Annotated in this window: 18 protein-coding genes; all 18 read right to left on the reverse strand. The window is 37.9% G+C overall.

Going from position 1 to position 19,995, the window contains the following annotated elements:
- Positions 1–339: 339 nt before the first annotated feature.
- The gene (locus MHH82_RS29735; protein WP_036660288.1) at positions 340–1,740 is read right to left on the reverse strand and encodes an undecaprenyl-phosphate glucose phosphotransferase; all 1,401 of its coding nucleotides are present in this window, start codon (positions 1,738–1,740) and stop codon (positions 340–342) included.
- Positions 1,737–2,648: a glycosyltransferase family 2 protein gene (locus MHH82_RS29740; RefSeq protein WP_036660290.1), complete on the reverse strand. Its 912-nt coding sequence runs from the start codon at positions 2,646–2,648 to the stop codon at positions 1,737–1,739. The genes MHH82_RS29735 and MHH82_RS29740 overlap by 4 nt, the downstream gene beginning before the upstream one ends.
- Positions 2,649–2,758: 110 nt before the next feature.
- Positions 2,759–3,688, reverse strand: coding sequence for a glycosyltransferase family 2 protein (locus tag MHH82_RS29745; RefSeq protein WP_340969120.1), 930 nt, complete (start codon positions 3,686–3,688; stop codon positions 2,759–2,761).
- A 129-nt stretch (positions 3,689–3,817) separates the two neighbouring features.
- Positions 3,818–4,702 carry a dTDP-4-dehydrorhamnose reductase gene (gene rfbD / locus MHH82_RS29750; RefSeq protein WP_340969122.1) on the reverse strand — a complete coding sequence of 295 codons (885 nt, stop codon included), beginning with the start codon at positions 4,700–4,702 and terminating at the stop codon, positions 3,818–3,820.
- Positions 4,699–5,721, reverse strand: coding sequence for a dTDP-glucose 4,6-dehydratase (gene rfbB, locus MHH82_RS29755; RefSeq protein ID WP_340969124.1), 1,023 nt, complete (start codon positions 5,719–5,721; stop codon positions 4,699–4,701). Before rfbB ends, rfbD begins: the two co-directional genes overlap by 4 nt.
- A 12-nt stretch (positions 5,722–5,733) precedes the next feature.
- Positions 5,734–6,282: a dTDP-4-dehydrorhamnose 3,5-epimerase gene (gene rfbC, locus MHH82_RS29760; RefSeq protein WP_340969126.1), complete on the reverse strand. Its 549-nt coding sequence runs from the start codon at positions 6,280–6,282 to the stop codon at positions 5,734–5,736.
- An 18-nt stretch (positions 6,283–6,300) separates the two neighbouring features.
- Positions 6,301–7,044 (reverse strand): sugar phosphate nucleotidyltransferase, encoded by a 744-nt coding sequence (locus MHH82_RS29765; protein WP_340970193.1) that lies wholly within the window; start codon positions 7,042–7,044, stop codon positions 6,301–6,303.
- Positions 7,045–7,203: 159 nt separating this feature from the next.
- Positions 7,204–8,538 carry a UDP-glucose dehydrogenase family protein gene (locus MHH82_RS29770; protein ID WP_340969127.1) on the reverse strand — a complete coding sequence of 445 codons (1,335 nt, stop codon included), beginning with the start codon at positions 8,536–8,538 and terminating at the stop codon, positions 7,204–7,206.
- A gap of 13 nt (positions 8,539–8,551) precedes the next feature.
- A complete protein-coding gene (locus MHH82_RS29775; RefSeq protein WP_340969129.1) occupies positions 8,552–9,562 on the reverse strand; it encodes a glycosyltransferase family 2 protein in 1,011 nt (336 codons plus the stop codon).
- Positions 9,563–9,585: 23 nt separating this feature from the next.
- Complete coding sequence (locus tag MHH82_RS29780) at positions 9,586–10,728, reverse strand: glycosyltransferase family 4 protein (protein ID WP_340969131.1); 1,143 nt, start codon at positions 10,726–10,728, stop codon at positions 9,586–9,588.
- Positions 10,718–11,647: a lysylphosphatidylglycerol synthase transmembrane domain-containing protein gene (locus MHH82_RS29785; protein ID WP_340970196.1), complete on the reverse strand. Its 930-nt coding sequence runs from the start codon at positions 11,645–11,647 to the stop codon at positions 10,718–10,720. Before MHH82_RS29785 ends, MHH82_RS29780 begins: the two co-directional genes overlap by 11 nt.
- 82 nt (positions 11,648–11,729) lie before the next feature.
- Positions 11,730–13,865 carry a hypothetical protein gene (locus tag MHH82_RS29790; RefSeq protein WP_340969132.1) on the reverse strand — a complete coding sequence of 712 codons (2,136 nt, stop codon included), beginning with the start codon at positions 13,863–13,865 and terminating at the stop codon, positions 11,730–11,732.
- A gap of 75 nt (positions 13,866–13,940) precedes the next feature.
- Positions 13,941–15,110: a glycosyltransferase family 4 protein gene (locus MHH82_RS29795; protein WP_340969133.1), complete on the reverse strand. Its 1,170-nt coding sequence runs from the start codon at positions 15,108–15,110 to the stop codon at positions 13,941–13,943.
- A 24-nt stretch (positions 15,111–15,134) separates the two neighbouring features.
- Positions 15,135–16,205, reverse strand: coding sequence for a glycosyltransferase family 4 protein (locus tag MHH82_RS29800; protein WP_340969134.1), 1,071 nt, complete (start codon positions 16,203–16,205; stop codon positions 15,135–15,137).
- A 29-nt stretch (positions 16,206–16,234) separates the two neighbouring features.
- Positions 16,235–16,699, reverse strand: a complete 465-nt coding sequence (locus tag MHH82_RS29805) for a hypothetical protein (protein WP_340969135.1) — start codon at positions 16,697–16,699, stop codon at positions 16,235–16,237.
- Positions 16,700–16,714: 15 nt separating this feature from the next.
- Positions 16,715–17,911 (reverse strand): FkbM family methyltransferase, encoded by a 1,197-nt coding sequence (locus MHH82_RS29810; protein ID WP_340969136.1) that lies wholly within the window; start codon positions 17,909–17,911, stop codon positions 16,715–16,717.
- Between the two features lie 31 nt (positions 17,912–17,942).
- On the reverse strand, positions 17,943–19,202 hold the full coding sequence (locus tag MHH82_RS29815) for an ABC transporter ATP-binding protein (RefSeq protein ID WP_340969138.1): 1,260 nt from the start codon (positions 19,200–19,202) through the stop codon (positions 17,943–17,945).
- A gap of 2 nt (positions 19,203–19,204) precedes the next feature.
- On the reverse strand, positions 19,205–19,981 hold the full coding sequence (locus MHH82_RS29820) for an ABC transporter permease (protein ID WP_340969139.1): 777 nt from the start codon (positions 19,979–19,981) through the stop codon (positions 19,205–19,207).
- Positions 19,982–19,995: the final 14 nt, after the last annotated feature.

Genomic DNA, 19,995 nt, shown 5'->3' on the forward strand with positions numbered 1-19,995 from the left:
ATTGGACCACCATAACCAACCTGCGACTCTGCGAAATGAACAAACTCTAGCAAAGCAATGACAAGTCTAACATTTCATTATAATAGTATTACAGTTATATTTTGTAAATCATTCCAGACTACTATTGTCCGCTGTGTTGTACATGCATGTTGAAGTGAGCGGAGTGGATCGAATGTCCGAAGTTTTCTCGGCTATGTCACAAACTTACAGGAAGCGACAGCATTCGGTATCTTTACAACGGGACTTGGTAAGCAGCTTTAGTCGAAATATGCTTCTAGGACAGGTAAATAAAAGACGCCATCCGGCTCAAGCCGGATGACGTCATCATTTAAATTTCAATCAATATGCGTTTTTGAATCCGTTACGGATCGTGCGCAGAATGATTTTGATATCAAACAGAATGGACCAATTCTCGATGTAGAAAATATCGTGCTTGATCCGCTCTTCAATCGAAGTATCCCCGCGCAGGCCGTTGCTCTGCGCCCACCCCGTGATGCCCGGGCGTACGTGGTGTTTCACCATGTACTTCGGAATCTCCTCTTTGAACTGTTCAACGTAATAAGGTCGTTCCGGTCTTGGGCCCACAACGCTCATATGTCCGAACAGGACATTAAAGAACTGCGGCAGCTCATCCAGACTGGTCTTCCGGAGAAACGAACCGAACTTGGTGCGGCGCGGATCATTCTCCACCGTCCAGCCCGTATCCGGCGCCCCTTCCGGCAGCGGCTTCATCGAACGGAACTTATACATATAAAAGTTTCGGCGGTTCAGCCCGACCCGCTCCTGCTTAAAAATGACAGGGCCCCGGGAGGTCAATCGGACACCGAGGTAAATCCCGATCATCACCGGCAGGGTGAGGATAATCGCCACTAACGAGAATACGATATCAAACGCCCGCTTGAACAGTCGGTTTGCCGCCAGGTCCAGCGGAATATCGCGCACGTTGATCATCGGCATACCCGCAAAGTTATCAAACACCGGCCGTGCCGGGAGGTAATCGAAAAAGTCCGGGATAATTAGCGTTCGGACACCTGCTTTTTCACAAGCAGCAATGATCTCCGGATACTTGTGGTGCGCATTTAGAGGAAGTGCTAGCACGACCTCATCGACGAGCTTTTCGTTTAGCACCTTATGTAGATCGCCGACCGAACCCAAAATGGGTTTAAGCCTTCTCGCTTCGATCTCGTCCCACTGCTGGTAATCATCCAGGAAACCGATGACTTCATACCCCAGCTCCGGATACTGCTTCAGATTTTTGAAGAAGCGCTTGCCGAGCGACCCTGCACCCACGATGAGCACGAATTGGCGGTTGTAGCCTTTTTCCCGAAAATGCTTGAGGGATTTCTTAAGGAAATAACGGTATAGGATGATGATTGCTACATTGAGAATCATGTAGATGGCGAGATACCAACGGGAGATATCCACCTCTTTAACAAAAAACATAATACTGAGGAGAATGAACATCCCGATGAAATGCATCTGGAAGATCTTCATGAACTCGTCGGCAAAGCGCTTTTTCCGCTTCGGCGAGTACAAGGTAATCATGATGCCGACAACCACCGCAACCGCTCCGTACACCAGACTCCACAAAGCATAGGTTTCGAGAGGTAGCGGCTCTTCATAGGGAAACCAGCCACTCTCGAATTTCACCCACCATGCGAGCAGAAACGCCAACTGGATAAAGGCAAAATCGGTCAACATATACAATTTGGTCAGAAAGCCCTGATTCTGGCGGATCATGATTTCACCTCCACTCCACCTGAAGATTGCGTTATCGTTGCTGGACGAATGGGCTTAAGCCGGTTCGTGAGCAGGGACAGGAGCAATTTCAGACCAACGCCCGCATACACGGCTCCATTAACGAATATGTTGTATTTCTGCCGGTAATGCTTCCGATGAAAAAGAATCATCGCCCGATGGAACTCATAAATGATCTTGAACGGCCGGCGCCGGGCGCTGCCGCCTTTATAATGGATGATCGTCGTCCGTGGATAATAGTGAATGCCCCATCCCGCCTGCTTGATGCGATAACACCAGTCGATATCCTCCCCGTACATAAAAAACGTCTCGTCCAGCCCGCCCACCTGATCAATCGTCTCGCGGCGTACCAGCATGAACGCACCGACCAAACAATCCACCGGATACTCTACGTCCGGATTCAAATACCCCAGCTGATACTGGTTAAACTCCGGCTTGTTGGGGAACAGCTTGCTGAGACCAAAGGCATAATAGAAGGACGCCGAAGGCGTTGGGAACCCTCTTTTGCAGGCCTTATCCAGGGAACCGTCCGGAAGGACGATTTTGCAGCCGGAAGCCCCTATGATCGGGTTATAGTCCATAAAAGCGACCATCGTCTGGATCGTATCCTGCTGGATCATCGTGTCGGAATTTAGCAGCAGCATATAGCGGCCTTCCGCCACTTCCATCCCCTGATTGTTGGCTTTGGCAAAGCCGGTATTTTCCGCGTTCTCGATCAGCTTGACCTGCGGAAATAACTCTCGGATGGTCTGAACGGACTCGTCCTTCGAGTTGTTATCTATCAGAATCACTTCGTATGTATATTCCGTCTCCGATGCAAACACGGATCGCAAACAGTCCACCGTCAGCTGACAGGTATTGTAGTTCACGATTAAAATGCTTAAATCCATTGCATAACGTCTCCTGACAAATATAGTAATCTATCGACATTATAGCATAGTTCGTAGGGAAATAAGGAATATCAAGGAATAAGTTTGCTCTGTCCTCTTCCATTCAACTCTCATATAAAGCCGATCAAAATAAAGAACTTGAATAACAAACTCTCTGCCTTGGATTGTCTGTACAATTTGCTCTTGCGTGCATAATGTAATCTGTCCATGAATCTTGTTCGAGTTGCAAGAAATAAATCCAGCTGCTCTTTCTGTTCTCCAGTCAATCGCGATCCATAGATTCGATCAAACTCGCTCGCTTGTTTATGCAGCAAATCTTTGCCTGTATGTCTTTTAAAACTGGCCCATTTGCTCTTCAACTTACCCACGAGGGAGTTGCTGCCCCCTACCACATTATTATTGTGCTGACGGTATAACATGGATGGCTTGTTATCGTAGATTACGGTTCCAAATGCGGATACGAGCAGGTAGAACCACCAATCGTGCATAAGAACCTTTTGACTGTCCACCGATTGACTATTGATAAACAGGTTTCTCGCCGATCGATTCATCGTGATGGTCGCGCCAATGGCAATATTTTCGTACAACGCATTAAAGAAAGAGGGCTCCTGAGCAGGAGGCTTTGGCCATGCACCTTTCCGGTTTAACTCGTCATCCGTAAGGTAGGTTGATGTAAATACCATTGCCGGCACTTCCGTATATATAGAGGAGTCTAGGCGGGCTATAGCATGCTCTACCTTATGATCAAGCCACACGTCATCCTGGTCGCAAAAACAATAATAATCAGCCTCAGCATCTGCAGCACGCAGAAGTTCAAAGAAACTGGACACAACGCCAACATTCGTTCCTTTTATGAGCTTGATCTTATCGGGGTGTGTTGTCACCCATTGGTCGAGAAGCTGTATCGTTTTATCAGTCGATCCATCGTCTCTTATCAGGATGGAGACAGCAGCATGCGTCTGATTGAGAATACTCTGGATTTGCTCGGATATATATTGTTCGCCGTTGTAGGCGGATAACAATACTTGCACTTTTTTCATACGGGAACCTCCGAAAAAACACTTGAAATCAATAATCTCGTAGACCCAATACAGCTGAGAGGTCTATAGAGAAAGAAGCTAGCTAAAAAAGGCCAGATCATACAGATCAGGCCTTTCGAGTCGCTGTATTTATTTTAAGTATAGTTCAGGGTGCTGCTTCATATCCAGCATAAACTGCTTCAGCCCCTCGCGCCAATGTGGCAAATCCTCAAATTGGTTTAGTCGGATAGCTAAATGATCCATGACCGAATTGGCCGGACGTGGAGCGGGTCTGGGAAACTCTTCAGTAGTACAAGGCTGCAATTCAGCGGTTATGGTAAGTCCCAATTGTTCACGAGCCTCTTCAAAAATGGCGCTAGTAAACTCATACCAAGTGCAAGAACCACTGTTAGAGGCATGATATATACCGTATTTTTCGGTGGAAATTAAGTTTATCAAGAACTGTGCCAGATCTACCGTGTAGGTCGGCGAACCTTTTTGGTCGTTAACCACCTTTAACAGCGGCTTTTCTTGTCCTAGACGAAGCATCGTTTTTACAAAGTTGTTGCCATGCAGGCCGAACAACCATGAAGTTCGCACAATAAACCAACGAGAGCAAAAATGTTGAACCATCTGTTCCCCTGCAAGCTTGGACTTTCCATAAACGCTTTGCGGGTCGGGAGAATCATACTCGTTATATGGCCTTTCACTCGTACCACTAAAAACGTAGTCCGTGCTAATAAATACGATCTTGGCATCGATTTTTTCAGCGGCGAGAGCCATGTTTCTAGTACCTACTGCATTCACGAGATAAGCACCGTCCATATCCGTCTCTGCAGCATCAACCGCCGTATAAGCCGCACAATGAATGATCCAGTCGGGTCGGCGAGTTGAACTTACTTGGAGGCATTGATCTAAGTCCGTTATGTTTAGTTCTTCTCTACCGTAGCTAATAACTTCATGACCAGCTAGGTTAAATATCCTTGCAATATCCTGCCCTAACTGACCATGTGCCCCTGTGATTAATACCTTCATCCGTTCCCACCCAAACGGCTGCCATACTGCTGGGTCATATAATCACGATATGCGCCGGATTGAATTCTCGTCCACCACTCTTTGTTGCTCAAATACCACTGAATCGTTTCCTTAATACCTGTTTCGAAGTTGTGCTTTGGCTTCCAGCCCAGCTCATTCATGATTTTTGTAGGATCAATGCCATAACGTCGGTCATGACCTGGACGATCTGTCACGTAAGTGATCAGTGACTCCGGCTTACCAAGCTCGTTCAAAATGGTTTTGACGATATGAACATTGGTACGTTCATTGTTGCCCCCAATATTATAAACCTCACCTATTTTCCCCTGATGAATAACCAGATCGATCGCACTGCAATGATCCTCGACATACAGCCAATCACGGATATTGAGGCCATCGCCGTAGACCGGCAAAGATTCATCATTTAGGGCACGAGAAATAATCAGTGGGATCAGCTTTTCAGGGAATTGGTATGGACCGTAATTATTCGAGCAGCGGGTAATGTTTACCGGAAGACCAAAGGTCTCATGGTAAGCCCTTACGAGCAGATCCCCGCCTGCTTTGCTGGCTGAGTAAGGACTGTTAGGAGCAAGTGGTGTCGTTTCAGAGAACAAACCGGTTTCACCCAAGGACCCATATACTTCATCCGTGGAAACTTGGACAAATTTAGTCACGCCATATTTTTTGGCTGCATCCAGAAGAACCTGTGTACCCATGACATTGGTATTCACAAAGATCTCCGGTTCCAAAATGCTGCGATCCACGTGTGATTCTGCCGCGAAATTAACAACCACATCGATACCCTGTTGGAAAATCACGTCCACCGCTGGTTTGTCAGCTATATCTGCTTGCACGAAAGAATAGTTAGGGTGGTCTTGAACGGATTTTAAGTTTTCAAGGTTGCCCGCATACGTAAGTGCATCCATGTTGATGATCTGGTAATTCGGATGCTGCTGCATCATATATAAAATAAAGTTACTGCCGATAAAACCGGCGCCGCCGGTAACAAGAAGTTTCATCCTCACTGCCCCCTAGTCAAAATTCATCTCTGCGTCTTTCAGTAGCGGGTGCCGCTGGTCTTTATCCGACAATGTCGGATTCGACGTTGGCCAATCGATCCCCAAAGCCGGATCATTCCATAATATGCCGCGGTCATTCTCGGGGGAATAATATTCGTCCACTTTATAGAGGACCTGGGTATTGGGTACAAGCGTACAAAAACCATGTGCGAAGCCCTTAGGAACAAGTAGCTGACGATGGTTATGCTCGCTCAAAATGACGCCAACCCACTGACCAAAGGTAGGGGAGCTTTTTCTAATATCTACGATCACATCGTATATAGCGCCTGTTAGGGCACGTATGAGTTTGGTTTGAGCCTTAGGGTTGAGCTGATAATGAAGACCACGCAGAACCCCAGCTTCAGCGGATAAAGATTGGTTGTCTTGGATGAAGTTATAGGTAATGCCATGTTGCTTAAATAGCAAGTCGTTGTAACTCTCCATAAAAAAACCCCGGTGATCGCCGTGGACCACCGGTTCAAGTACAAAAGCGTCTGTGAGTTTTAAAGGAGTTACGTTCATCGTTCAATTCCTCCCTAACTACAGTTTAAGTTTTCCGAAATCATCACCGAATCGAATATCTCTAGCCAACTCATTGGCCCGAGCGAGCGACGCATGCGTTCCCGCATCCGTCCACCAGCCTTGAAGCGTATCAAAGGTAAGCTCTCCTCGTTCAATATATGCATTGTTGACGTCCGTGATTTCCAATTCGCCACGAGCTGACGGTTTCAATGTCTTAATAATATCAAAAACCGTATCATCATACATATATATTCCCGTAACAGCATAATTGGACTTAGGCTGTTCCGGTTTTTCTTCAATGGAAATGATTTGGTTGCCTTGGATTTCCGGAACACCAAAACGGTTAGGATCAATCACTTCTTTAATTAGTATCTTGGCACCGGACATTTGGCTCTGGAAGTTAGCCACATATGTGGAGATGTCATCCTCAAACACGTTATCGCCGAGGATGACCGCCACTGATTCGCCATTTGCAAATTGCTCTGCAAGGTTCAACGCTTGAGCAATGCCTCCTGCTTCATCCTGCACTTTATATGTGAAGGAAACCCCCATTTCGCTACCGCTACCTAATAGGTTTACTACATCCCCCATGTGGTCCTTCCCCGTCACAATGAGTACGTCTGTAAGGCCTGCTTGGCGGAGTTTATATACCGGGTGGAAGATCATCGGATAGGCTCCGACTGGCAGAAGGTGTTTATTGGTGACTTTGGTTAAGGGATAGAGGCGTGAACCTGTTCCGCCTGCTAGGATTATGGCTTTTATAGTAGTCACCTCCATTTAAGCGATGGTTAGTAAATCTCGGGTGTATCTTAGTTCATGCTCTTCAATTAGTTTACCTCTGAACGTGAGGGTACTCAGAATATTCAAGAAATAAAGACACACTAATTAAAATTGGTGATATGATTCAGTCAATCATTGAAATTATGAGATTACTGTCATCCTTTTATATTGCTGATCTCTTCCTATACTTCTATATACTATTCCTAACCCAATAGCCTCCTGTGGATCGTAGCAATTTCTTCCATCTATAATTATAGGTTGCTTTAGTAGCCCCTTATAATTTTCCAGTCCAAACGAAACGATATCAGGCCACTCTGTAACTATAACAGCTGCATTACTATCTTGAACAGCATTAGATATTGAGGTGCAGTACTCGACTTTATTTCCTATTTCATCTCTTGTAGGGCTTATTGCTACTGGATCATATACTTTTAAGTTAAGATGGGGGTATCTAACTAACAGTTCATTAATAATTTTAATTGAAGGCGCTTCCCTTATATCATCAGTATTCGGTTTAAAGCTCAAACCTAAGATAGCAACAGAACTATAATTTAGATCCCCAAGTTCTTCTTCGAGCTTAAAAATTATTTTTTTATATTGCTTTTCATTCACATTTACTACTTCCTGCAGAATATTAAATTCTAATCCAAGATGATCCGCAATTTTTATAAGACCCTTTGTGTCCTTTGGAAAGCATGCTCCACCGAAGCCAATTCCCGCCTTTAAAAATTTATCACCTATACGGGAGTCTGAACCAATACCTGCTGCAATCTCATTAATATTCGCTCCAACAAGCTCAGCAATGTTAGCAATTTCATTAATAAAAGATATTTTCATTGCAAGAAAAGAATTAGCTGCATATTTTATTAATTCAGCACTGCGAATATCGGTTATTTGGATCATTGTATTTAATGAATTGTGGAGTTCAATAAGAGCCTCCTTAGCCTTTAATGAATTGATACCTATAACTACCCGATCAGGATTGAAAAAATCTGAAATAGCCGAACCCTCTTTAAGAAATTCTGGCAAAGAAGCTACATCAAATTCAATTCTTTTATCCTTCATATTTTCAAAAATTAGATCATGCACATTGTCAGCAGTACCCACAGGAACCGTACTCTTATTAGCAATAATTTTGTAACCATTAATATACAAGCCAATTTGTTTAGCTACAGTAAATACGTAAGTCATATCAACATTACCATCTGGCAATGCGGGAGTACCAACAGCGATTATAATTATATCACTTATTTCGACAGCTGATTGAAGATCTGTTGTAAACTTCAATCTTCCTAAATTATAATTTTTTAATACAAGTCCTTCCATTCCTGGTTCATATATTGGTACTTTACCTCGGTTAAGTTGCTCAATTTTGACTGAGTCTATATCCACACAAATGACATCGTTTCCTAATTCCGCAAAACATACTCCCGATGTTAATCCAACATAGCCCGTACCAATTACCGCCAGTTTCATTTAGGTCACCACTTTACGAGATTTGTTTTTTGTTTTCCTTAATAGATAAAATGTTATATTCATTAATATCGTCTCCGATATCATTCTTATTTAACTCTATTTTTTTCACCCGATATAACGTTTCTTCGACCAATTTACGATTATTTGAAATTAAATCCGCAATAAGACCTAATGTACCGAGTTGAAAGCCCACAATCATCAATACAGCTGCTAATATTAATGATTGAATATGTCCGTCACCAGATCCCGATAAATAAAACCAAAGAAAACGAAGACCAATCAATATCCCTATATTTACGGATATAAAACCACTAATAATGAATACTTTCATCGGACGATACATTGTATATATTCTTATGATAGTTTTAGCAGATCTTCGCATATATCCTGTGATACTCTTAAATAATCGTGAATCTCTTAATTTTTCATTTGTACCAATTTCCACATGACCAACAGCTAGTTTTTTGTGCCCAGCTTGAATAATGGTTTCTAAAGTATATGTAAATTCTGAAACTACATTTAAACGCAGTGCAGCATCACGCGAATAAGCACGGAAGCCACTTGTAGTATCGGGTACATCAGTCTGTGACAATTTTCTTACAACACTGCTTCCAAATCTTTGAAAAAACTTTTTTACTTTTGAAAAATGTGGAATATCATCAGTTTTTCTATCTCCAATAATCATTTCATAGTGCCCACTCATAATTGGTGCTATTAATTTTGGAATATCTGCCCCTTTATATTGGTTATCAGCATCCGTATTTACAATAATATCAGCACCTAATTTTAAAGAAGCATCTATCCCTGCTTTAAATGCTTCAGCAAGACCCTTGTTCTTGGAAAATCTAACAATATGATCAACGCCTAGTGACTTGGCAACCTCAATAGTTTTATCAGTACTACCATCATCAATAATTAAGATTTCGACTTTGCTGATACCCGCAATTTTTCTAGGAATATCACGAATTGTGAGAGGCAAGGTTGATTCTTCATTAAGGCACGGTATTTGAATGATTAGTTTCAAAATATTCACTCCTATGTTACTTCTTATTTCTTATTTACACATCTTTCAATTATTGCATCGAAATGTTTAGCTACGATATTATGTGAAAATTCATCTTTTGCTCTCCTATGAGCATTATGAGCTATCTCTTTAGCTAGATTATGGTTAAGAAGGATATTAATTATTTTATTTGCAATGTCTATTGTATCTGTAGGATCAACTAGGATGCCTGTCTGACTATCCCCTACGGCTTCTGGTGCTCCACCACTATTTCCACCAATCACAACTTTTTTACACGCACCTGCTTCTAAATAAACGATACCAAATCCTTCGACGCTTCCTGTACTTTCTAAATACCTACTGGGCATCACAAAAACATCACCAATGTTATAGTGATCAACAAGTGCTGAATCTTCTACTTCACCTGCGAAAACTACGTAATCTTCCACTCCATATTCAACAACCAATTGCTCCAGTCTTCTTCTATGTTCACCATCCCCAACGATCAAATATTTAACATTGGGTATTTGCTCAATAATAATGGGCAGTGATTTTATAACAATATCATGTCCTTTTCGTTCTACTAGGCGCCCAATAGTATATAATATCGAACTATTCTCTAATCTGTATTTTCTCAATAACTGAACGTTTCTTTCCTTTGGTTCAAACTTTGAATCTACCCCTGGTAATACTGCATAAATTTTATTTTGAGTTACATTTAGATTGATAACAACACTCTTTGTATATTCACTGCAAGTAATGATTGCCCTTGATTTCTTAAGATTCGTTTTGACAAGCCATCGCAAAATCGGGTTGTGAAGAAATTCCAAGGTGTCTTTTCCATAGGTGATAATTAAAAAGGGCTTATTCATAAAAAATGAAAGTATTCTACCTATGGTTGCAACTAGTACATGATTGCAAATTATTAAATCGTATTTATTATTCTTAGTTAGTCGAAATACAGCCTTCAGAAGGTTTTTACCTGATGTTAAAAAGTTCCCCGAAAGAAATTTTTCTCTAATAATTTTAAAATTTTGTTTAGAGTCGAATTGAGCTGCTTCGTTCATATCAGGTGCTAATACAGTTATCTGATGGTTAGAATATTTACATAGATTATAAACATAATTCTGTATTCCTCCAACATCTGGAGGGAAGCTCCCAGTGATAACCAACACTTTATAATTCATGTTCAGAACCCCTGTTTCTTAGTTTAATGTCAGTATTCCTGTGAAGGGAAACGTTTTTTCTTCTCGCAAATATAAATACCGTCACATAAAGCACAACCTCCACCGCTATTAACCAAAATCTAGAAAACAATGATATTAGTAGTGCATCCGCATAAGGTAGCTGAATACTTAGTAAAGCTGTCATACTACCTTCCCTTACTCCAAGGCCGCCAGGAATAGGAGAGATAAATCCGACTATCCATGAAAATATTAAAACACCAATTGAAAAGACATAATTTACTTTGATATTGAGAATAATGGTTATAAAAAGATAAAAAGTAATGCTATAGAATAACCACGCTGCTACAAAATATAAAGTCCATCGGATAAGTTGCTTTCGTGAAACGTTAAGCGACACCTCCTCCTTTTTCCATTTTTTATATAAAGCAAGTGCAGGCTTTATAACTAACTCCGGTTTATAAAACCAAATCAAAATGAGAGCTATCATTGCTACAACTACATATGCATTTAAAGATAATACCGTATACCCCGTCAAAACAATTATGATAAAACCGGCGATCATATTTAACAATATCTCTAGAAATATAGAGGTTGTCACTCTGGCAATATTCATTCCCTGACTAGTACAGAGATATACTCTACCTAAAACGTTCCACATTCCTCCAGGTAAATATTTAGCGGCTTGAGAATAGTTATGGATAATCAGACCTTTCTTCCAATCAACATCTTCTCCACAACCATTTAAAATCTTCACCCAAATAAAACTGTTTATCACATAATATGATAAGAGCATCAATGAAACAAAAATCAGATGGTAGTAATTTATTTCTAGCTGAGTAATATCAAGTTGAGACCAATATTTAGATACTTCTATGCCAAGGAATGCACAGACAATAACTCCAACAGCAATATAAATCATCCTTTTCACATAATAAGCCACCATTCATTAAATAATTATAATTTTCTAAATAATGATGGAATAGTTGATTAACTATTCCATTCTAATTTTCTATTAGTTTTATCGACTTAATCCTCAATAAAGCCCCTTCATTTGTAAAAACGCGAAATTCAATGTTCCCCACCGATTGATTTAGATTTATTGACAAATCCATCTTTAGTTGCCTTTTATCAAATGAATCACCTATAATAATCTGCCTATCTAAGATAGTGCCACCACTAACTACCTCAAAGTAACCTATCTCACCTTTTGATTCTGAGAGCAACTCAAATGATCCCGATATATTGTACTTGCCTTGGTTTAATTCCATATAGGGCCCATAAAGCAAATAATTTGAAGACCCGTCTGAATCAATATACTCAATTTCACCGATACTCCTTACCCCATTGATACTATAGAACAAGGAAAGAGGTAAATTGAATACATTCTTTTCCTGAGAGAATTCAGGAGCATTGCTCCATAAATAGTTGGATCCTGAAGCATAAATTAATGAATACTCATTTTTATAGGGAAACAGTAGCGGGTTTGGATTACTAGTAATAATATATTTTTGTCCATTGATTTGTCCTAAATCCTCTTCAGTAAGGGAAATTAACTTCCTATCCATCAATAAAAATTGAAAAAAACCTTTATTTCTATCAATATTAAAGTTATTTTCAATCAAAAAATATATTGGGCGTAATTCCTTATCATCTTTAATATACTTGACTATATTATTTGAATTTAAATTTTTTTGATGGGAAGGGGCGAGATCATTACTAATTATTCGAACACCAGCATGCAAAAATAGTATACTAAGGAGGGATAAACCTATAAAAGGAATCCATTTATATTTCTTAGCCGCAAAACTAATACAACATACCAAAGCGCAAAAGCCAGAAATTAAAATAGCAAACTTAAACTGGAATATACCAGAAATGTAATATTGTTTGATACCAATAACTGTGATTCCATTAAATGAAGGATGCTCAAGTTGATTGATACCATAATTAGCAAATATACCAGTCAAAACCAACAGAATTAAACTTATAATAGTTGATAAACTCTTTTCAATCTTTGAAAAATTAAATAAACTTATAATTCCTATCAATAATAATGGTCCGATGAGCATGTCAATATAACGTCCATACAATATATGGTCTACCCTGTTAGCATTGTTCATGAACACTACACTAATTCCAAACGTAAAAATAAATGCAATTAGAAGGAATACAAGCGCATTGAAATAACTCGAAAAGTTATTCTCAGTTCCATCGTTATGTTTTTCTATCCGCAGTCTTATGATCATTTTACTTATACTGTAAATACCAATAAAAGCCAGGATAAATGAAGCTGCACCTACATAAAACAATTGTCCGCTCAGAACTTGTAGTGTTTTAATCAAACCTTCTAAGGAAAAAAAGCTAGCAATCTTTTGGAATTGTCCGGAATAATCGTTTGTTGAAGTAACGGCGTTTCTCCATACATTTGCAATGATATTTGATTTTATATAACCATGAGCAACAAAAAAAACAACAATGGAAGATATAAAGCCCAAGAATTGCCGCCAATTAATGTATCTAAATGCCTTCATAGTAATAACAACAATTATACCTGCTAATAATACACCTAAAGTTCTTTGATGAACTGTGTAAGCATATACTAACAAGAAACCTAATAGGAGAAATTTCCATGTGTGGGAAGTGCTATTCAATCTAATAAATACCCATAGAAGTAACCAACAGAGGAATATTAACAAACTCTCACTCCATGCAATGTTAGCATACACAACATATGAAGAATATAGTGATGCACAGAATGAGGCAGATACGAGAAAGACCCAGTTGTTTTTAGTGAAAATTCTCTTCACAATATCATAAGCAATAATTGGAATACAGCTCAGTAGAATTGAATTCAACACTAAAGCTGCTCGATACATCTTAATTGGATCATCAAAAAACCAGAATATGGGGGTCAATAATATGGAATAGCCATAAGAATAATAAGCAATATGCGATGTAGAGCTTGACCAATCTATTCCTGCCAAATAGGCTGCTATACTCCAATATCCAAATTCGTCGTCCAATACGTAAATAAGGTACATATCTTTGACGTACCAGACATGAATTATAAACAATGCTATTGTAAAAGTTATCAGTACTATCCATTCACTAGTGTTATGTTTGTTACGGTAAGCCATGCTAGTATTACTCCTCGCTCATAAAGTAAGCAACTAAAACAGTCTTTATATAGAGTCCATTAAGATCAAGAGTGATCATGACTCGATTGCATTTGAAATTTTTTCAATTACGCTACCCCATTGATAATTATCGGTTATATACTTATATCCTCTTTCCCCTAAAGATGCACTTAAAACTTTATTCTCTGTCAGCAATTTCATACAGTACTCAAATTCGCTATAGTTCTCGTAATACAATCCAGAATTACCTCTCCTACAATGACCAACCAAAACATCACATTGACCGTTCACTAAAACAGGCTTCTTTAGGTACATTCCCTCTAGCAATGCAATTGAGAAACTTTCAAATTTTGAAGGCATAACCAGCAACTCAGAAGAAGCAATTGCTCCAAACTTCTCTTCCTCTGTTACAAAACCTAACGAAATTATTGAAGGATCAACAGGAACATCCATTACACTTTTTCCAACTAGGACTAATTTTATGTCTTTATCCTTCTTCTTATACTTTATAAAGTAATCTATTAATTCCCTGCATCCTTTTGACTCATCAATTCTTCCAACATATACTATGAATGGACCATCAATGTTAAATCGCTGCCTAAACTCTTCTTCTGATAGGTATCTCTGAGGAATGTCTATTCCTAATCCAACAACCTCATTAGGAATATGTTCATTCCCAAAAGTCTTATGTACGAAATCCTTCTCTTCCTCTGTTAGGAACAGAAGGATTTGTGGCAAATGAAATAATGACTTAAACATCGACAAATAAATATATGGTTCATCATGCGCTGTGGGAACAAGAATGCTCTTTTCCGGAACTTGTTGAAGACCAAAAAACGTAGTGAAATAAAGATACGTAAAGAAAATAATCTTATCATATTGATGATGTGAAGTTTCCAAATATTTAAGTAATTCAAAAGAAGCTGGTCCTTGTGCTTTCATCCATTCGAGCTCATCATAAATAGATTTATTACCATTACTAAAAAGTTTGTTATTGATTTTCGAAAATTCTATTTGGCTTCTAGGGAAATCCGTTCTAAATCTTCTTACTGTAACTCCATTTATTTTTTCCACATCCTCCGAATAGTGGTTTTCCCAAGTGACATAATCTACTGCTTTGGTAGTAATAATTTCAATATCATAATAATCTTTTAGTTTCTCAGCAATTAATCGACAACTTAATTCCGATCCTCCATTAACTTCTAATCCATATCTCTGAACAACAAGAGCAATTTTCTTCTTCATCGTTCCTCCATACTTCTATATTTCTTATCCAAGAGAATCCACTATCTCTTGTTTAATTTTTTCTTTGAAGATTCTAGTGGTATTTTGTTTGGAATAAAATTCCAATCTTTGCTGCTGATTTCTAAGAATTTTTGCCTGTAGAACTTCGTCATCAATTACAACCTTTAATAAAGATGCAACAGACCGAAAATCCTTCTCTAATACTAAAATACCACCATTGCCTAACGTTTCTGGAACAGCACATTCTTTGTAAGATATTATAGGCAATTTAAATTTCATAGCCTCTAATAAAGGCACGCAAAAGCCCTCATGTTCACTCATACTTAAAAAAATGTCTGCATTCTTATAATAAGTAAGAATATCAGCAAACGGAACGTGCCCAGTAATATATACATCTGACAATTCCAACTGTTTTATTAAATCTTGCAATTGAGAGTAATATCGCTCCATTCTCACATAAGATCCAACCAGGAAAAGTCTGGCTTCCTGATCGAAATATTTTTTATAGTAGTAAAATGTTTTAATAATATCTTCTTGCTTTTTATTTGGTGCGATTCTCCCAACAAATAAAATATCCGTGCCCTTTTTATTTTTCTTAAGACTTGACAATAAATCATAGTTACAAGGCACGTCATACTCTTCAAAATCAATCATTATCGGGGTCACTGCCGTACATTTATATCCGATATCAATGAGCTCACTTCGATTATAATCTGAGTCAGCATAAGCAATATCTATATAATCTTTTAAAAACTCCAGCTCTTCCCTCCCTCTAACACATAACTCTGCTGATTGCTCATCATAGCCTCTGAAGAAATGTGGTGGGGTAATATTATGATATAAAAGCATTCTTCTATCAGTAAATTCAGGGACTATATAAGCTAAATCGCAGCCGATGGCCATATGATAAATAACCGCTTCGTCCTTTGGAATTTTGGATGCAGGCAATACTATATGTGAGAGTTTAGGATGTATATGCTCTGCATATATTTTTGAGTTACAGCCCATATCCTGTAAGCATTTTTGCATTGTAAGGGCAGAGTTACTTACTGCATCCCCATAACTCATTGTTGGTAATAACTGATTTACATTCAAGTTTTCCACCGCTCTTTTTGATAGTAATATTATTTAGTTCTGTTTATCTGTTTTTTTAAATTTTGATTAGATAGTTTAAGCTCACTTATTTCTTTTTTCATATCTTCGATGACTGCTTCATTCAACTTTAGTTGTGTTGACATTGCATTTATTGTTCTAGTTATACTTCCGTTAAATTCATTTTGGGAATAAACTATTGGATTAATGTACCATCTTAAACATTTTCTCATTATTTTTTTCGCGAAAACTATAACTTGTCCTATAAACTTACGATGTGAGGTTATTACATGTTCCGAAGGATTGTTCCACAGCCTATTAACAATCTCCAAGTTAGACTGTAATTGTGAGAAAGATTCCGAGTTGTTATGGTCTACTCGAAGAGGTAGCATCATATCGTCTATGTTTTCTTCAATTCCGTGCGTACTTAACTCACTTTTCATTCTGTTAATAATATCCTCAACATTTACATCAGGATCATTAAATTCAATTTTCATAACATATTTACCTCTCTATATATTTTTTTCTCGCTGACTGTCCAAATACCGTCGATCAATGAAGATTGAATTAATTCCGGTGAATGCATATTCATCATAATTTTGAGTCTCCATATATTGTTTAATAGCTTGCTTTTTAGTTTTGTAAGCCAAATTAACATTATAATCTATCATTTCAATAACAATAACAACCGGTCTATAATTATCCAAATCTATAGATCTTAGAATAGCCTCATCATTACCTTCAATATCAATAGATAACAATACAGGGGCCTTACCTAAGTATTTTTCAACAATATCGTTATACGAAATTGTCTTCACTCTCTTCTGATCTACTATTTCAAGAGAAGGATTTTTTTCACACACTAATAATGCTTCATCGTAATTTGGTGTGCTCAATCCATCCCCACTTAAGATATAAAAATTCACTTCCCGTCCTGATACTACATCTACACAAAAATTTAGAATTAAATCCCTGTGACGATAAAACGTTAACTCAGGAATTAGTTTAGGGTTTGCTTCAACCAATATTCCCTTTGCCCCGTTGTTGTAAAAGAAAAAGGTATTACTCATCTCTTTAGCATGATTTGCCCCCAGGTCAATATAATCAACTTTTTCTAATGGAATCCCTACCATTTTTAGAATGTATGCCAGGATACTATCTTCCCCTGATTGAGAATAAGTAGATTTAATAAAAAAATTTTCTTGTCTTGAAAATATGCCTGTCTTCTCCAACTCAGCTAGTTTATCGTTTGCCGCATTAATGAAATCACTATGAATTTTGTTTTCATCTTGCATTTGCAATAACTTCAATTCCAATTCTTGCTGTTTTTGTTCTACTAGATCGAATTTTTCAATGTAGCATTTTTCCATCATAGCCTTTTGTTCTAACGAATTAATCACTCTTCGCTCTAATTCACTTAATTTGTTCGCGTGGATATTTAATAACTCTCTTGTTTTGCCAAATGCAGGTGTTACTGCCGCATTATATTTTTCTTGATAGTTGGTCTTCGGATCAATATACCAACCGATACACTTCTTAATCACTTTCTTAAAAAAGGATAGTCTTGTTTTCTTTTTAATATTGGCATCTATATCAGAGCCATAACGGAGCATAATTTCAATATAATTGTTGATTTCTTCAATACTACTAGTGGAGTTCATAACATGATCATCTAGAGAATTAGGCTTTTTATTATCAATATCAACCATGGATCATTCCCCATCTATAATTTTATAAAAACTATATTTCCCAGTAATGTCTAACATTCATCAGACCAACAGCTTTGATGTCCGAAACCACTTCAAAATCCAAATAATATTTTATAAAATCCAGCGCCATCTCGTCACCATCTACTATTGCGACATTTAATCTGTATTTACCAGTGAGTAATTCACATTGGGGGATTATAAATTTCATTGTTCCTGTTTTTTTAATTTCTTTTAACTTGATCTTATCCAAACGTGTATTGCTTCCATACACCAAAATATTCTCTATACTATAGAAGCCCATACCAAATATATATTCTTCTTGAGCCTTGTGTACAAAATAATCAATTTCGATTGTTATCTGATCTCCTCCGGTAACAATATTCGTTTCTTCACCATTTCTGTTGATTATTCTGGCTCCGGTAATCTCGACCTCTCTTGACCCCCATCTTATATCTTCCGAGAATATATTTTCATTGTTGTTGCTAACTATTGAGCTCTCAGCATTTTCTCCATCTTTATCTTCAACAAATTCAATATGACGTTGCTTTATGAACTCTTTATTCATATGTTGTTGGTAAAAATTCACAACTCGATCTGGCTCTCCTTGTTTTACAATAGTTCCTTTATCTAACCAGATTACTCTATCGCATATTTTCTCAACTGTCCCTAAATCATGCGTTACAATAACAATCGTACTTCCGCTATTCTTAAAACCTTCAATTTTATCGAAACACTTCTTCTGAAAGTTTGCATCCCCTACCGATAATATCTCATCTATCAGTAAAATTTCTGGATCTACATTTATTGCGACTGAAAAAGCAAGTCTCATGTACATACCAGAAGAGTAAGTTCTAACAGGATTATCTATAAAATCTCCCAATTCAGAAAATCGAATTATTTCATCTAATTTTCTATCAATTTCTTTACGAGACAACCCAAATATTGAAGCATTTGTATAGATGTTTTCGCGCCCCGTAAAGTCGGGATGAAAACCTGCTCCAAGTTCTATAAGGCTAGATATTCTGCCATTTACAACTATTTCCCCATCATCAGGATAAAGTATTTTTGTTATAAGCTTTAACAGAGTACTCTTCCCACAACCGTTATGACCGATTAAAGCCACCGTCTCTCCCTTTTTAATATCTAGACTAACTCCATTAACTGCTTTAAATATGTTAAACTCGTTACTTCTAAGCTTTAATAATTTTTCTTTAAGAGTAAGCGGTTTATCTTGATATATTTTAAAGCCCTTACTAACACTTCTAATTGAGATAGCAATTTGATCCTGCATAATTAAAGTTCCTCCGCAAAAGTTCTTTCAAATTTACGGAATATAAAGGTTCCAACTATTAGAACCACAATCCCTACAATAAAAGAATAGGATAATGAAAACCAATCAGGGGCATTACCATATAATAAAATATCCCTAAAAGCATTAATTACTGGTACCATTGGGTTGTAGCTAATAAGATCAGCAATGTGCTTAGGAAAAATATCGATACTAAAAACAATGGGGGTCAAATAGAACCAGACCATTACCAATATGCCTACGATATGCTCAAGATCTCTAAATCTCACATATAATGCAGACATAAGCATTGAAAGACCGAGAGTGAAAATAAACATGATTATTAATACGATAGGAAGCCATAAAACATTATAAGTTAAACTTACACCAGTTAATAAAAGAGCAGGGAAAACTATTACTAACCCATAGATATAATTCATCAAATTAGTACAAACTACTGATAAAGGTAGTATTGACCGAGGAAAGTATATTTTTTTCACTAGATTGGCCCCACCAACAATGCTGGTAGTGGCACCCTGTAATGATGATGAAAAGAAAATCCATGGTAACAACGCTACGAATAAAAACATAGGGTAATTCTCTTGGTTAAATCTTAATAAATACGGAAATACTATCGAATATATGGTTAATTGAAGTAATGGGTTTATAAATGTCCATAGAAAACCCATAAAGGACCCCTTATAACGTGATCGCAAGTCTTTCCTGACAATGCTAATCAACATTTGCCTATACATGTAAATGTCTCTAAGCTCATTGATCATATATACTATTACCA

The organism is Bacillus sp. FSL K6-6540 (assembly GCF_038007545.1).

Bases quoted from the DNA above. Each gene is read 5' to 3' on its own strand.
- MHH82_RS29735 (WP_036660288.1), bottom strand. From the start codon at position 1,740: ATGATCCGCCAGAATCAGGGCTTTCTGACCAAATTGTATATGTTGACC.
- MHH82_RS29740 (WP_036660290.1), bottom strand. From the start codon at position 2,648: ATGGATTTAAGCATTTTAATCGTGAACTACAATACCTGTCAGCTGACG.
- MHH82_RS29745 (WP_340969120.1), bottom strand. From the start codon at position 3,688: ATGAAAAAAGTGCAAGTATTGTTATCCGCCTACAACGGCGAACAATAT.
- rfbD (WP_340969122.1), bottom strand. From the start codon at position 4,702: ATGAAGGTATTAATCACAGGGGCACATGGTCAGTTAGGGCAGGATATT.
- rfbB (WP_340969124.1), bottom strand. From the start codon at position 5,721: ATGAAACTTCTTGTTACCGGCGGCGCCGGTTTTATCGGCAGTAACTTT.
- rfbC (WP_340969126.1), bottom strand. From the start codon at position 6,282: ATGAACGTAACTCCTTTAAAACTCACAGACGCTTTTGTACTTGAACCG.
- MHH82_RS29770 (WP_340969127.1), bottom strand. From the start codon at position 8,538: ATGAAACTGGCGGTAATTGGTACGGGCTATGTTGGATTAACATCGGGA.
- MHH82_RS29780 (WP_340969131.1), bottom strand. From the start codon at position 10,728: ATGAATTATAAAGTGTTGGTTATCACTGGGAGCTTCCCTCCAGATGTT.
- MHH82_RS29785 (WP_340970196.1), bottom strand. From the start codon at position 11,647: ATGATTTATATTGCTGTTGGAGTTATTGTCTGTGCATTCCTTGGCATA.
- MHH82_RS29790 (WP_340969132.1), bottom strand. From the start codon at position 13,865: ATGGCTTACCGTAACAAACATAACACTAGTGAATGGATAGTACTGATA.
- MHH82_RS29795 (WP_340969133.1), bottom strand. From the start codon at position 15,110: ATGAAGAAGAAAATTGCTCTTGTTGTTCAGAGATATGGATTAGAAGTT.
- MHH82_RS29805 (WP_340969135.1), bottom strand. From the start codon at position 16,699: ATGAAAATTGAATTTAATGATCCTGATGTAAATGTTGAGGATATTATT.
- MHH82_RS29810 (WP_340969136.1), bottom strand. From the start codon at position 17,911: ATGGTTGATATTGATAATAAAAAGCCTAATTCTCTAGATGATCATGTT.
- MHH82_RS29815 (WP_340969138.1), bottom strand. From the start codon at position 19,202: ATGCAGGATCAAATTGCTATCTCAATTAGAAGTGTTAGTAAGGGCTTT.
- MHH82_RS29820 (WP_340969139.1), bottom strand. From the start codon at position 19,981: ATGATCAATGAGCTTAGAGACATTTACATGTATAGGCAAATGTTGATT.